Annotated in this window: 18 protein-coding genes; 14 read left to right on the plus strand and 4 right to left on the minus strand. The window is 71.7% G+C overall.

The window, feature by feature from the left end:
* Positions 1–5 precede the first annotated feature (5 nt).
* From OG715_RS16715 to OG715_RS16745, 7 genes are all read left to right on the plus strand, one after another.
* Positions 6–1,472, plus strand: a complete 1,467-nt coding sequence (locus tag OG715_RS16715) for a hypothetical protein (protein WP_266269588.1) — start codon at positions 6–8, stop codon at positions 1,470–1,472.
* Positions 1,469–2,017: a hypothetical protein gene (locus OG715_RS16720; RefSeq protein ID WP_266269590.1), complete on the plus strand. Its 549-nt coding sequence runs from the start codon at positions 1,469–1,471 to the stop codon at positions 2,015–2,017. The genes OG715_RS16715 and OG715_RS16720 overlap by 4 nt, the downstream gene beginning before the upstream one ends.
* Positions 2,018–2,093: 76 nt before the next feature.
* Positions 2,094–2,390, plus strand: coding sequence for a DUF6412 domain-containing protein (locus OG715_RS16725; RefSeq protein WP_323182130.1), 297 nt, complete (start codon positions 2,094–2,096; stop codon positions 2,388–2,390).
* Positions 2,391–2,477: 87 nt separating this feature from the next.
* Positions 2,478–3,209 (plus strand): YidC/Oxa1 family membrane protein insertase, encoded by a 732-nt coding sequence (locus OG715_RS16730; RefSeq protein WP_266269591.1) that lies wholly within the window; start codon positions 2,478–2,480, stop codon positions 3,207–3,209.
* Positions 3,210–3,330: 121 nt separating this feature from the next.
* Positions 3,331–4,101, plus strand: a complete 771-nt coding sequence (locus OG715_RS16735; RefSeq protein WP_266269593.1) for a CDP-alcohol phosphatidyltransferase family protein — start codon at positions 3,331–3,333, stop codon at positions 4,099–4,101.
* A 294-nt stretch (positions 4,102–4,395) separates the two neighbouring features.
* Positions 4,396–5,637 carry a serine hydrolase domain-containing protein gene (locus tag OG715_RS16740; RefSeq protein WP_266269594.1) on the plus strand — a complete coding sequence of 414 codons (1,242 nt, stop codon included), beginning with the start codon at positions 4,396–4,398 and terminating at the stop codon, positions 5,635–5,637.
* A 63-nt stretch (positions 5,638–5,700) separates the two neighbouring features.
* Positions 5,701–6,609, plus strand: coding sequence for an aminoglycoside phosphotransferase family protein (locus OG715_RS16745; protein WP_266269595.1), 909 nt, complete (start codon positions 5,701–5,703; stop codon positions 6,607–6,609).
* Positions 6,610–6,616: 7 nt separating this feature from the next.
* Here OG715_RS16745 and OG715_RS16750 read toward each other — a convergent pair whose 3' ends face one another.
* From OG715_RS16750 to OG715_RS16760, 3 genes are all read right to left on the minus strand, one after another.
* Positions 6,617–7,039 carry a hypothetical protein gene (locus tag OG715_RS16750; protein WP_266269597.1) on the minus strand — a complete coding sequence of 141 codons (423 nt, stop codon included), beginning with the start codon at positions 7,037–7,039 and terminating at the stop codon, positions 6,617–6,619.
* A gap of 174 nt (positions 7,040–7,213) precedes the next feature.
* Positions 7,214–7,336 carry a hypothetical protein gene (locus OG715_RS16755; RefSeq protein WP_266269599.1) on the minus strand — a complete coding sequence of 41 codons (123 nt, stop codon included), beginning with the start codon at positions 7,334–7,336 and terminating at the stop codon, positions 7,214–7,216.
* Positions 7,333–7,695 (minus strand): ATP-binding protein, encoded by a 363-nt coding sequence (locus OG715_RS16760; protein WP_266269600.1) that lies wholly within the window; start codon positions 7,693–7,695, stop codon positions 7,333–7,335. The genes OG715_RS16755 and OG715_RS16760 overlap by 4 nt, the downstream gene beginning before the upstream one ends.
* A 210-nt stretch (positions 7,696–7,905) precedes the next feature.
* Between OG715_RS16760 and OG715_RS16765 the strand changes: the two genes are divergently transcribed.
* From OG715_RS16765 to OG715_RS16795, 7 genes are all read left to right on the plus strand, one after another.
* Positions 7,906–8,757 (plus strand): helix-turn-helix domain-containing protein, encoded by an 852-nt coding sequence (locus tag OG715_RS16765; RefSeq protein ID WP_266269601.1) that lies wholly within the window; start codon positions 7,906–7,908, stop codon positions 8,755–8,757.
* 3 nt (positions 8,758–8,760) lie between these two features.
* Positions 8,761–8,946, plus strand: a complete 186-nt coding sequence (locus tag OG715_RS16770; protein ID WP_266269602.1) for a DUF397 domain-containing protein — start codon at positions 8,761–8,763, stop codon at positions 8,944–8,946.
* Between the two features lie 54 nt (positions 8,947–9,000).
* Positions 9,001–9,186 (plus strand): DUF397 domain-containing protein, encoded by a 186-nt coding sequence (locus tag OG715_RS16775; protein WP_266269603.1) that lies wholly within the window; start codon positions 9,001–9,003, stop codon positions 9,184–9,186.
* A 113-nt stretch (positions 9,187–9,299) separates the two neighbouring features.
* On the plus strand, positions 9,300–9,485 hold the full coding sequence (locus tag OG715_RS16780; protein WP_266269604.1) for a DUF397 domain-containing protein: 186 nt from the start codon (positions 9,300–9,302) through the stop codon (positions 9,483–9,485).
* A 115-nt stretch (positions 9,486–9,600) separates the two neighbouring features.
* Complete coding sequence (locus OG715_RS16785; RefSeq protein ID WP_266269605.1) at positions 9,601–10,227, plus strand: RNA polymerase sigma factor; 627 nt, start codon at positions 9,601–9,603, stop codon at positions 10,225–10,227.
* The gene (locus OG715_RS16790; protein WP_266269607.1) at positions 10,224–11,249 is read left to right on the plus strand and encodes a CU044_5270 family protein; all 1,026 of its coding nucleotides are present in this window, start codon (positions 10,224–10,226) and stop codon (positions 11,247–11,249) included. Before OG715_RS16785 ends, OG715_RS16790 begins: the two co-directional genes overlap by 4 nt.
* Before the next feature lie 115 nt (positions 11,250–11,364).
* Positions 11,365–12,042 (plus strand): peptidase inhibitor family I36 protein, encoded by a 678-nt coding sequence (locus OG715_RS16795; protein ID WP_266269608.1) that lies wholly within the window; start codon positions 11,365–11,367, stop codon positions 12,040–12,042.
* Positions 12,043–12,123: 81 nt separating this feature from the next.
* On the opposite strand, the gene OG715_RS16800 is transcribed toward OG715_RS16795, so the two are convergent.
* A complete protein-coding gene (locus OG715_RS16800) occupies positions 12,124–13,650 on the minus strand; it encodes an MFS transporter (RefSeq protein ID WP_266269610.1) in 1,527 nt (508 codons plus the stop codon).
* Positions 13,651–13,773: the final 123 nt, after the last annotated feature.

Here is a 13,773-nt window from a genome sequence, read left to right on the forward strand (position 1 = left end):
CCGTGGTGACCTTCGACCGGCTCCGGCACGCCGCCCTCGCCCCGCTCGACCGGGCCGGGGACACCTGGAACGGCCTCGCCGGGCACGCCGAACAGCTCGCCGGCCAAGTGCGCTCCGGCGTCCTCCAACCGCTCACCGGGGCCGCGCCGAGCCCCCTCGCCACCGCCGGTGCCCGCGCCTGGAGCGGTGTCGCGGCCGACGAGGCCACCCGGGAGATCGGCCTGCTCGCCGACGAGCTGACCGCCTTCCACTACGAGGCCCTCGCCGTCACCGCCGCCCTGCGCCGCGCCGCGTCCGCGTTCACCCACGCCCAGCAGGACCTGCTGCGCGCCATCGGCGACGCCGAGGCCCTCGGCGCCACCGTCACCGCCGACGGCACCGTCACCCTGCCCCCGCTCCCGCCCGAGGACCGCAACGACCCCGACGCGATCGCCTACCGGCGGCGGCAGTGGGAGGAGCTCCAGCAGCACGTCGAGGCGATGCGGAAGGCGGTCGCGGCCGCCACCGAGGCCGATGCGGCGGCCGCGACGGCACTGCGCACCCTCGACCCGGCCGAGGTCGACCCGGCGACCCGGCCGGGGGCGGTGGCGGCGGCCAAGGCCGATCTGATCGGCGCGGTCGGCATGCCGAAGGACCGCAAGGACATTCCGGCCTGGTGGGCGACGGTGGACCCCGCCGTCCGCGCGCAGCTGCTGGAGCTGGCACCGGGCCGCCTGCTCGAAGCCGGGGTCCTCGACCCGACCTATGTGTGGACGGCTCCGGACGGCGGGGCGGGCCCGTTCTACTCCCGCGAACCCGGCATCGGCGAACACTCGTTCCGCGCGTTCGCCGGGCTGCTCATGGCCGGCGGCACCTTCGCGGGCCGCACGGACGCGGCCCGCAATCTGCAGCACTTCCTCGACGGGACCGGAGAGCCGCTGACTGTGGACGTGGACCGGATGCTTCGCGACGACCCGCAGTTCCGCGACCATGTGGCGACCCTGCTCACCGCGAACGACGCCCAGTGGCGGGAGACCGCACTGGCCGCCTACCAGAATTCGGGCGGCGCTCCGGTCGCCGTCCCCGTGGAGACTCCGCGTACCAAGACCAACGACTACACGTTCCCGGAGGGCAGTCAAGCGAACTGGTTCACCGCCGTGGGCAGTCAGGCATGCGTGCTGTCGGGCGTGGTCACGGTGCGGCCCGGCCCCGACGGCAATCCCTCGGTGTCCATGAAGTACCAGGTCAATGTGTGGGACCGGTACAACTGGGACGCGGGCAAGACCACCAACATCGTCGGTGTGCGCGTCTCGGACTCGGACATGCAGGGCCTCCATCAGACCGGCCTGGCGCAGGAGTACAACCTGAGCGGCCGGAGCACTCCGTACGACCGAGCAGTCAGCGGCGGCGCACCGGTCGTACCGGCGGGCACGGGTGAGCGCTACAGCGATCGCGAGGGCGGTCCCACCGACCCCGGGAGGCAGACCCGATGAGTTCCACGACGCGCCTGGCCCCGGCGGCCCCACGCTCCCGGAGAAGGCTGCTGCTCGGTTTGCTCACGGTGTTCCTCCTGCTCCTGGCCGCCGGGATGGCCGGGCTCTACTGGGTTGACCACGATCTGCGCCATCCGAAGGCCGACAGTGGGCGACCGGGTGCCTGGATGACCGTCGACCGGGACGAGGTGTCCGGGTTCGCCCACGTGACGGTCCCGGTGTCCGCGGAGGATGTCCGGTGGGGCTACCAGAACGGCTTCCAGGACGACTTCGCCGTTCTCGCGTTCCGGATCCCACAGGGCGAGCTGGAGGAATACAAAGGCTCCCTCGCCGCTTCCGGGTGGGCCGACACCAAGTACGTCCCGCAGATCGACCTCGACGGCTTCCAACACATCGGCGCCCCCGCTCCCTCGACCACTTCTCCGCTGACCTGCGGGGACTTCTACACTCCCGGCAAGGCCAAGAACATCGGCACCAGGGTCTGCGTCGCCTCCCGGCACGACGGGACGAACCAGGTGTGGGTCAGCGCTGTCCACACCCCCTGAAACCCCGGCCCGGCCGGTCTCCACGTCTGGCATCATCAGTAGCAGTACTGGTCCGGAGCGCAGAGGAGGCAGGGACGTGGCCGTGGTCGCGATGCTGCTCGGGCTGCTCCGGGTGCTGAGTGGGGAGTGGCTCGCCGAGGGTGGCGGGTCGCTGACGTCGGTGGCGGCCGCGGCCGCCGTGGTGCTGGTGACCGGGGCGGTCGCGGGGGCGCTGGTCGTCGCGCGGACGCTGGGGGCGCGGGCGCCGGCGAGTGTGCGGGCCGGGGTGCTGCGCAGGCGCGCGTTCCGGACGGCCTTCCTTCCGCAGCGTGATCCGGATGCCCGGGGCCGTCAGCGCCCGAGGGCCCCGGGAGCGGTCCCGGCGGCCGCGTAGCACCGGGGATTCCTTCACCACCGGCCCGTCGCGGCCGTCCTCCGTCGATCACTCGTACCCCGAGACCCCCGGAGGGCTCGCTCCACCATGTCCGTTTTCGCAATCCTCGACCCGGCCGTCGGCCTGGCCCACGATGTCGTCGCCGCGTTCGCGCAGGTCGTCCCGACCGCGCTCGCGATCGTCCTGTTCACCGTCTGCGTCCGGCTGGCGCTGCACCCGCTGGCGCGGGCGGCCTCGCGCGGCGAGAAGGCGCGGGCCCGGCTGGCGCCGCGGATCGCCGAGTTGAACCGCGAGCACAAGGGCCGTCCGGAGAAGCTCCAGGCCGCGCTCGCCGAGCTGTACCGGGAGGAGAAGGCCTCGCCGTTCGCGGGCTGCCTGCCGATGCTGGTGCAGATCCCGTTCTTCTCGGTGATGTACCGGCTGTTCACCACGCCGAACGATCTGCTCGGCCACACCCTGTTCGGTGCCCCGCTGGGGCTGCACGTGGGCTCGGCGCACGGTGCGGGCGAGTGGGCGGTGTTCGCGGTGCTGTACGCGGGGCTGGCGGCGCTGGGGTACGTCAACTTCCGGCGGGCCCGACGGGCCCAGGCCAAGCAGGCCGCGCAGTCGGCCCAGACCCCGGCGCAGGCCCAGGGCGCGCAGGCGCAGCCCGCGCTCGCCCTCCTGCCGTACCTCTCCTTCGGCACCGTGCTGTTCGCCGCGCTCGTCCCGCTGGCGGCCGCGGTCTACCTGCTGACCACCAGCACCTGGACGGCGGCCGAGCGGGCCTGGCTGTACCGGGACGGGGCGCCGGAGCCGGCGGTTCCGGCGCTGGCCTGAGGCCGGGTCGGGTCGGGCGGGCCGCCCGGCCTGCTCTAGCCTGTGTGATCGTTTGGGCCGGTCGGCCGGAACGATCACACAGGTGGACCCAGTGGACTCGGGTGAAGGGAAGGGTGGGGTCATGGCGGTCGCTGCGCCGGCGTTGGCCGAGTTGCGGGAGGTCTGTCAGCCGCGGGCGAAGCTGGCGAGCCGCAACGGGGAGCACTGGGCGGGCCGGCTCTACATGCGCGCCGTGTCGCTGCGGGTCACCCGGCAGCTGGTGCGGACCTCGGTGTCGCCGAACACCCTGACCTGGCTGATGGTGGTCTGCGGGGTCGGGGCGGGGGCGGCGCTGCTGGTCCCCGGGCTGCCGGGCGCGGTGCTGGCGGCGGTGCTGTTCCAGGGGTTCCTGCTGTTCGACTGCGTCGACGGCGAGGTGGCCCGCTGGAAGCGGCAGTTCAGCACGGCCGGGGTGTACGTGGACCGGCTCGGCGCGTATCTGGCGGACGCGGCGCTGATGGTCGGCGCGGGTGTCCGGGCGGCCCGGGGCGGGTCGGAGCTGTGGGTGTCGGTGGGCCTGGCGGCGGCGCTCGGTGTGGTGCTGCTGAAGGCGTCGACCGATCTGGTGGACGTGGCACGGGCTCGCAGCGGGCTGGCTCCGGCGGACGAGGAGTCGACGCAGCCGCGTTCGCAGGGCATCGCGACGGCGCGACGGCTGGCGTCCGTGTTCAAGATCCACCGGGTGACCAACGGCATCGAGGCCTCGCTGGTGCTGCTGGCGGCGGCGGTGGCGGACGCGGCGGTCGGCGGCATCGGCCCGACCCGGGCGGTGGTGGCCGGTATCGCGGTGATCACCTGGGGCATGGTGGTGGCGCACCTGGCCTCGATCCTGTCCTCCTCGCGGCTGCGGTAGCCCACCGCGCGGTCGGGTGCCGGAGTGGCGAACTCACCCATGTGGAAGCCGCGTTGACACGCATCAGGGCCGCCCGCTGTCAAGCCCGGTGATGCCGAGCGGCCGCCCCCCGACCCCCGCCGTTCGACCGGGGCACCCGCTACCCCCGTCGGACGGCCGGGGGCCGCCGAGGCCGGTCCGCAGGATGACGCGGGTCGACGGGGGCAACTGCGAGCCTGGGACCCGGAGGGCCCGAGGTCCGGGCCGGAGGGGTTCACCATGACGTCAAGTCAAAATTCGTATTCTGTGGGCAAGTTGAGCAAGCACCGGCGACTGGGCAGGAGCCTGGCCGCCGTCGCCCTGGCGGGCGCCGCCATCGGCACGCTCGCCCCGGCCGCGGTGGCGGCACCCGCCCCCGCCGGGGCCGATGCCCGCCGGGGCGGGGTCGACGCGCGGGCGGAGCTGAAGGCGTTCGTCGCGGACGGCTCCTCGACGGCCGCGTTCGCCGAGGTCCGGGAGGACGGCCGACGGGTCTGGCGCGACGCGGTGGGCACGTCCGACCTGGCCACCGGGCAGCCGGTCAGGCCGGACGGCCGGTTCCGGATCGGCAGTGTCACCAAGGCGTTCGTGTCGACGGTCCTGCTGCAGCTGGCCGGGGAGGGACGGCTGCGGCTGGACGACCCGATCGAGCGCCACCTGCCGGGCGTTGTCCCCAACGGCGGCGCGATCAGCGTCCGCCAGCTGCTCAACCACAGCAGCGGCCTGTACGACTACCTGGAGGACCCGCAGTTCTTCTTCCAGGACGAGGCGAGCCTGCGCGACTACGCGCTCGGGAACCGCCGTTGGCAGGACTACCGGCCGGAGCAGCTGGTCGCGATCGGTGTCGCGCACGCGCCCTACTTCGCCCCGGGCCAGGGCTGGAAGTACTCGAACACCAACTACATCCTGGCCGGCATGCTGATCGACAAGCTCACCGGCCACAGCTGGCAGAGCGAGGTGGAGCGGCGGATCGTCCGGCCGCTGCACCTGGACGACACCGTGTTCCCCGGCTCGGAGACCGGGCTGCGCGGCCCGCACGTCCGCGCCTACGCCAAGCTGCCGGAGGGGCCGGCGGACATCACCAGGCTGAACCCGACCGTCGGCGACGCGGCAGGCAACGGCATCTCCACCACCACCGACCTCGACCGCTTCCACGCCGCTCTGTTCGGCGGCAAGCTGCTGCGCCCGGCCGAGCAGGCCGCGCTCACCACCACGGTGCCGACCGGGTCGGGCCACAGCTCCTACGGGCTCGGCGTGGCCAAGGCGGACTTCGGCTGCGGCCCGCTGTGGGGCCACGACGGGGGCCTGCCGGGCTGGGGGACGCTGATGTTCGGCACGGCGGACGGGAAGCGGCAGGTGGCTCTGTCGTACAACCCGTACGAGGGCGCCGACCAGTCCGGGCTGGAGACGGCGGTCGTCGCGCTCGCGGTGAAGACGCTCTGCGGTCCGACGGCACCGGCCGGGGCGGCCCCGGCGGCGGCGGACGCGCTGTCGGCCCTGCGGGGCGCCGGCCGCTGAGGCGCGGCGGCGGGTCGAAAAGCACTTGCCCCGCCGGGCGGCACGACGGTCGGATAGTGCCCCATGAACAGCGACACCGCGGACCTGCACCCCGGCCAGCACCCGATCGACGAGGACCTCGTCCGGCGCCTGGTCGCCGCCCGGTTCCCGCAGTGGGCCGGGCTGCCGGTGACGCGCTTCCCCTCCGGCGGCACCGTCAACGCCATGTACCGGCTGGGTGAGGCGATGGTGGTCCGGCTGCCGCTGGTGGACTGGGGGGCACCCGATGTCGCGATGGAGCAGGAGTGGCTGCCGAGGCTGGCGCCGCTCCTGCCCGTCGCCGTCCCGGAGGTGCTCGGCGCGGGCGGCCCCGCCGAGGGGTACCCGTGGCCGTGGTCGGTGTACCGCTGGCAGGACGGCGCCCACCCGAGGCCGGGAGCGCTGCGCGAGCCGGTGCGGCTGGCCGAGGACCTCGCCGGCTTCGTGACCGCGATCCGGTCGCTCACCCTGCCGGACGCCCCGCCCGCCTACCGGGGCGGGCCGATCGAACTGCTCGACGAGGCGACCAGGACGGCGATCGGGGAATTGCGGGCGCTGCCCGAGGAGGGCGTCGACTGCGCCGCCGTGACCGCCGTCTGGGAGGACGCGTTGGGCGCCCCGGCCTGGGACGGGCGGACGGTGTGGCTGCACTCCGACCTGATGCCGGGCAATCTGCTGGTGGACGACGGCGGACGGCTGACCGCGGTGATCGACTTCGGGTGCGCGGGCGCGGGCGACCCGTCCTGCGACTTGATGCCCGCGTGGAACCTGCTGCCGGCCGAAGCGCGCGCGGTCTACCGCGCGGCCCTCGACGTGGACGACCCGACCTGGCGGCGCGGGCGGGGGCGGGCGCTGTCCCTGGCGTTGAACGCGCTGCCGTACTACCGGGAGACCAACCCGGCGATGGCGGAGAACGCCCGGCATGTCATTCGGGAGATTCTCGCGGAGTCCTGAGCTATCGTCAGGGCCGGACCAGGGTCCACCAGATGCGGTGGTCCGTGCGCATGCTCACGGCGAGCCGGTGCCTTTCGCTTGCCAGTGTGAGCCTGCACGGCCGGGGCGTGTCGAAGGAGACCGTCACCAGGTACCCGGCGTCCGGGTCGTAACCGGCCGTCCAGGTGCCGTTCGCCACCTCCAACCGGTCGTCCGCTCCTATGGCCGCCGCAGGTTCGAGGCAGGCGGCGGCCGGTATCACGGACGGGCCGAGCCGCCCACCCTCCGCCAACTCCAACCGGGTTCCGTCCGCCCCCTGCCCGACCCACCGGCCGACCGGGCTCGGCGGCGCGGGTCCGACGAGGACGGCCCGCAGGGCGAATAGGCCGAGCGGCACCAGAAAGAAGGAAAGCACGACCGCAGGGACTGCGTACTTCATGGCTCTCGACATGCCGGGACGCTAACAGCACGGCCCGCCTGGGCTCCGCCTGCGCTTCGGGGAGGAGCCTGCTCCCGCCGATCGGCAGATGGACGGGACTCATGGCTGCGGGGACGATGAGGTGCGCCCCCGACCTGGCCGACCGGGCAGCCGGTCAGGCCGGGCGCGCACGGACAGGGCGACCGGCTACTTGGGTATGCGGGGGTCGTCCTCGTGGTGACGGTCGTGGAGGAACTCCGACCGGAGACGGCAGACAGCGCCGACGACGGCCGCGGCGATGATGAGGATCAGCAGCCCCAGCACGGTCACGCGGCCTGGTCGAGCTCGAACCACACCAGCTTGCCCAGCTTCTGGGGTTCGGCGCCCCAGCGGTGGGTGAGGCCCTGGACGAGTTGGAGACCCCGACCGGATTCGGCGAGGTCGACGAGGGTGCGGTGCTCGGGAAGGTCGGAGGAGTCGTCGCCGACGGAGACGCGGAGCGTCCGTCCGAGGATGAGGACCAGGACCACGGGCGAGGGCGTACGGCCGTGGCGCCAGGCGTTGGCGATCAGTTCGGCGAGCGCGAGTTCGGCATCGGCGATGGCATCGGGGCGGAAGCCCGCGAGCGCCATGGCAGAGCGGAGGGCCTCGCGGGCGACGGTGAGGGAGGGGGTGTTGCGGTTACACATGGGGACTCCCAGCGGTGCAGGCGGGGGCGCACCGGACGGAGGCATGAAGGTGCCAACTGCCGTGTTCCGGGAAGTTGATGACACTCCGTCCGGTGAGCGGTGCATCACAGACTGTAGGGCATATGAACTCACATGTGCCACGCGATCAGAGAAACATGTGCCACCAGAATGCGGCTAGACTGATCGGCCACCCATGGAGATGCTTGTCGCATGCCACCACGCGCCACCCCAACGGTCAGGCAGGAGCGGCTGGGTATCGAGCTGCGCAAGATGCGAGATTGCGCCGGCCGCACGACGACTCAAGCCGCCGCCCTCTTCGGCCTCGACAGAACAAAGATCACGCAGATCGAGAAGGGCTACTACCCGGTCACACCCGATCGCGTTCGAGCCCTCGCCGCCGAGTACGAAGAGGGAGATCTTGAGTACATCGACGCGCTCGCCCGGATGGCGGACGAGCGACACAAGGGATGGTGGGAGGAGTATCGAGGATCCGTCCCGACCGGCTTCCTCGACACGTCGGAGCTCGAATACTTCACCCAGGGCATGATGACCTACCAGATCTGCCATCCGCCCGGGGCGATGCAGACCGAGGAGTACAGCAGAGCGATCTTCCAGGACGCCTATCCGCCGCTGAGGCCGAGGCTCTTGGAATCTCGGGTGGAGAACCGTCTGCGCCGCTCGGAGATCCTCATGGAACAGGGCTCTCATCCCTACACGGCCGTGGTCCACGAGGCAGCTCTCCGAATGCGCTTCGGCGGGGCCGAGGTGGCTCGACGGCAGTTGGACAGAGTTCTGGAGCTCGCCCAGCTGCCACACGTGACCCTCCACGTCGTCACCTTCGAAGCAGATGGATTCAAGGGCGCGGGGCAGACAATCGTCCACGCCAGGGGGCCGGTCCCACGACTGGACACCGTCCAACTCGACGCGGTTGGCGGCCCGGTGTTCCTCCATGAACGAAACCAGGTGGAGAACTATCGGCAGATCATAGATCGGATGATTGAGCGATCACTCTCCCCGAAACAGTCGTGCGATCTGATCAATCGCATCAAGAAGGGAATCTGAGCCATGGAACCGATGAACTGGACCCGGCCCTCGGCCTGCGCCGACGCCACCAACTGCCCGGAGGTAGCCGTCACCGACGCCGCCGTCTATCTTCGAAGCAGCCTCCGGCCCACCGAGGTGACCCAGTTGACCCCTACGGAGTGGCGCGACCTCCTCGCCGGGATCCGCAACGGGGAGTTCGACATCTGAGTCGCCGGTGCCCCGCCCCGGGGCGCCGGCATCCTGATCACCTGTGAGGAAGCAGTGGAAGAACTCCTCTGGCGGAGGCCGAGCCTCTGCGGTGACGGTAACAACTGTCCGGAAGTGGCCATCACCGGCGACACGGTCCACATCCGGAGCAGCCTCCTCCCGTCCTCCACAGCCCAACTGACCCTCACCGAGTGGCGCGACCTGCTCGCGGGGATCCGCAACGGCGAGTTCGACGTCTGAACCGCTGCCTCCAGGCCGGCGCCCCGACCCTCGGGGCGCCGGCCTTCTCGACTTCCCCCAGAATCTGTCGTGTGATTTCATCTCCGGCATCCTGAAGGACCTGTGAGGAACCAGTGGAAGAACTCGCCTGGCAGCGGCCGAGCCTCTGCGCCGACTCCAGCAACTGCCCCGAGGTGGCCGTCACCGGCGACACCGTCTACATCCGGAGCAGCCTCCGGACCACCGAGGTGACCCAACTGACCCCTACGGAGTGGCGCGACCTCCTCACCGGGATCCGCAACGGCGAGTTCGACGTCTGACCCCGGCGCCCCAGGGCCGGTACCCCGTCCCCCGGGGTACCGGCCTTCTCAATTTCCCCAAGATTCTCTGGAACCGTCTCCGCCCTGCGGACACCAGATCTGCGTGGAGTCCTCCTTGTCCAGTAAGCAGACGCAGGCCGGCGAGCGCCAGATCTTCGCCGAGCTCTACGATCAGCACGCTCGCACGGTCTTCGCGCACGCGTACAGATCGACCGGGGACCGCGACCTCGCGGACGACATCGTCTCGCTGACCTTCCTCGAAGCCTGGCGGCTCCGGAAGAAGCTCCGCGACGAGGTGCTCCACCCCCGGGCGTGGCTGCTGGCCATCGCCACCAATGTGCTCCGCAACACCGCCCGGACGGCGCGCCGGCACCGCGACGCGATGTCCCGCCTCCCCCGTCGCGATCCGATCCCCGACTTCGCCGACGAGGTGGTCGGCCGGATCACCGACGCGAATACGGCCGCGGCCGCCGTCCGCGCGCTCGACCAGCTCGCCGTTCCCGAGCGCGAGGTCTTCACGCTCGTCGTCTGGTCGGGGCTCGGCTACGCGGAGGCCGCCGAGGCGCTGGGCATACCCGTCGGCACCGTCCGCTCCCGGCTCTCCCGGGTCCGGGACAAGCTCCGCCGGATCGTCGACGCCGAGGATCCCCCCGCTCCACGGGTCCCCTCCGCCTCGTCGACGCCCGCCGGTCTCGCCATCAGTCATCAGTCCGTGGGCCACCACCAGGAAAGGCGGCCATGACCAACCCACGCACCGACCACACCGAGTGGGACGAGCACTACGAACGCCGTGAACTCGCCCGGCTGCTCCCCCCGCCGCCCCACTTGGAACCCTCGCTCTCCCAACTGGCCGACCGTCGCAGCTTCCTCCTCGCCGAGTTCGCCCGGCCCCGCCCCTTCTCCGGTCTCACCACCCGGTGGCGGGGCCTGGTCCTGGTGACCGCCGTCGCCACCGCCGCAGCCATCACGGCGATGACGCTCGCGCCGGACTCCTCCTCCACGGAGGAGGCGCCGCCCGCCACCGCCGCCTCCGTGGAACTCCTCGACCGGATCGCCAGGGTCGCCTACACCCAGCCGCAGCCCTCGGCCCAGGACAGCCAGTACACCTACATCAGGACCGTCGGCCACACCACCGCGCTGGCGGAGTCCGCCGACGGTTCGATGCAGCGCAGCACCACGACGACGAACACCGAGCGGTGGACGGCGGTGAACGGCGCCCGCCCGGGCCTCCAGCGCCGGGACGGCGGTGACCAGCAGCTTCCCGCGCCGGACCCGGTCTCCCTGAACGCGCCCAGCTACCGGATGCTGGCCGGTCTGCCGAGCGAGCCCGAGGCCCTGACCAAGCTCATCTACGCCGACGCCGGGTACAACCACGGCGCCGGGTCCGCCTCGACCACCGGTTCCGACCAGGAGGCCTTCGTCACCATCGGCGACCTGCTGTGCAACGCGGTCGCGCCGCCCGCCGTCTCCGCCGCCCTGTACCGGGCGGCGGGCCGGATCCCCGGTGTGACGACCGTCGACGACGCGGTCGACGCGGTCGGACGCCACGGGGTGGCCGTCGCCCGGGTGCACGACGGCACCCGGTTCGAGTGGATCTTCGACCAGCGGACGATGCGACTGCTGGGCAAGCGCGCCGTGCTCGTGAAGGACGGTCCGTGGGGCCGGGCCGGGGACGAGGTGAACTCCCTCGCGCTGGTCGCGCAGGGCATCGTGGGCGCTCCGGGCGAGGGGGTCGCGATCGAGACCGCAGAATCAAGCCAATGACCGAATTCGGTCAGCCATTGTCCGGTCCTCGTCGGAACTATTGTGCGAACGGCGGATCCGGCGTTGGGTCGTGGCAGCACTGTCCTGCCACGACTCACCAAGGGAGAAGCTGACCGTGCGTTCCTTCCGCACGCTCGCCGTCGTCACCGCTGTCGCCGGCGCGCTCGCGCTCGCGGCCCCGGCGGCCATGGCGACGCCCGCGCCGTCCGTTCCGACGGCCCCGTCCGCCGACGTCCCGCAGTCCGCCGGCCCGGCGAAGGCAACGCCGTCCACGCCGGTGATCGCCACCTACCGCGGCAAGAAGATCGACCTGGCCAAGGGCTGGGCCGGCGCCAGCGTCTGCACCGAGGTGAAGGGCGGCGCGGTGTACTGCCACGACAGTGTCGCCGAGGCCGACCGGGCGCTCACCACCCTCGACCCGGCGGCGGCCCTCGCCGTCAAGGCCGCGAAGGCCGCCGGAGCTGCGGCCCCCGCCACCGGCGGCCAGGTGGCGCAGTCCACCGCGGACTGCCCGTCCGGCTGGGCCTGCCTCTGGGAGGACATCAACTTCTCCGGTCTGCTGCTGCGCTGGTCGGAGCCCGGCACCAAGTACCTCTCCGACTGGTCCTTCCGCGACCGGGCCAGCTCCGCCTGCGTGTTCCGCAACGGCGGGGACCTCACGCTCTACGACGACCGCACCCTGCAGCCGGACCCGTCGGTCTACCTGTGGAACGGCAACTGCTACAACCTCACCAGCCTCAGCTACCCCTACGGCGGCAGCTGGAACGACAAGGCCGACTACATCGTGCTCTGAGTCGTACGACGAGCACCACGAGGTACGCCGAAGGCCGGCCCCCCGTGACGGGGTGCCGGCCTTTCGCGTGCCTCGTGTCGGTCAGACCGCCAGCTCGGCCGCCACGTCCTCCTTGGTCGCCCCGGGAGCCCCGGGGGCCTCGGCGGCAGCGCCCGGCTTCCGGTTCCGCAGCACCAGCGCCGCCACCAGGGCCGCCGCCAGGACACCCGCCGCGCTCACCATGAGCGTGGTCGACATCGCCGAGGTGAACGCCTCCCGGGCGGCGTGCACCGCGGCGGGGTCGCCCTTGGCCTCGGCCAGCGCGCCGACGATCGACTGCTTGGCCTGCTCGGAGGAGCCGGCCGGCATCTTGTCCGCGTAGCCGCTGGCCAGCAGGGACCCGAGGATCGCGATGCCGAGCGCGGTGCCGGCCTGCTGGATGGTGTCGTTGAGCGCGGAGCCGACGCCCGCCTTCTCGGCCGGGATCTCGCTCATCAGCGCGCCGACCGCGGCCGGCATCGCGAGGCCGGCGCCCAGGCCGAGCAGGCCCAGGGCCACCGCCGGGACGGTGAAGCCGGTGTCCGCGTCGACCGTGCTGAGCAGGACGAACGAGCCGGCCATCAGGGCCATGCCGACCAGGACCAGCGGCCGGTGGCCGGTCTTCGCACTCAGCCCGGCGCCGGCGCCGTTGCCGATCAGCGCGGCGACCGCCATCGGCACGAAGGCCGTGCCCGCCTTGACCGGCGAGTAGTCCAGCACGAACTGCAGGTACTGGGTGAGGACCAGCAGCAGGCCGCCGTTGCCGATCTGCACCAGGGTCAGCGAGAGCGAACCGCCGCTGAAGTTGCGCTTCTTGAAGAGCGCCAGCGGCACCATCGGCTCCGCGACCTTGTTCTCCCAGACCACGAAGCCGCCGAGGGCCCCGACCGCGATCAGCAGGGAGACCAGCGAGGCGCCGCCGAACGCACCGTGCTTCGGGATCTCGATGATCCACCAGATCAGCGCCGTCATGCCGACCGCCGAGAGGACCGCGCCCAGCGGGTCCGGCTTCTGCCAGGGGCCCTTGGACTCGGGCATCAGGAGCAGCGCGGCCGTGATCGCCACGACCACCACCGGCACATTGATGAAGAAGATCGAGTGCCAGGAGAAGTGGTCGATCAGCACGCCGCCCAGCACCGGGCTGCCGACCAGGCCGAGCATCGAGACCGAGCCCCAGGCCGCCATGGCCTTGCCCCGCTCGTCCTCGTCGAAGACGGTGATGAGGATGGACAGCGTCGAGGGCATGATCAGCGCGCCGCCCACGCCCATCGCCACCCGGCTCGCGATGACCTCACCGGGGTTGGTGCAGAGCGTCGCCGCCAGCGAGGCCGCGCCGAAGAGCACCAGGCCGGCGATCATCACCTTGCGGCGGCCGAACCGGTCACCGAGGCTTCCCGAGGTCAGCAGCAGGCCGGCGAAGACCAGGATGTAGGAGTCGAGGATCCACTGCGTGTCCTGCGCGGTGGCCTTGAGGTCCTCGGTCATCGACGGCACCGCCACGGTGAGCGCCATGCTGTCGACCACCAGGACGAGCGTGCTGAGGCACAGCACGAGCAGGATCCACCAGCGCCGTGGGTTACGGCCTTCCATGTCTTTTCCCCTCCGAAGTACGCCCGATGCGTACGATGTACCGTCGATGCGAACACTGTACGCACGCCGGAACAGTGTGCGCAACCCTGCCTCCTGTACGCTTGATGCGAACGGTGTACGCAG

It is taken from the genome of Kitasatospora purpeofusca (assembly GCF_036010405.1).
Classification (GTDB): Bacteria; Actinomycetota; Actinomycetes; order Streptomycetales; family Streptomycetaceae; genus Kitasatospora; species Kitasatospora purpeofusca.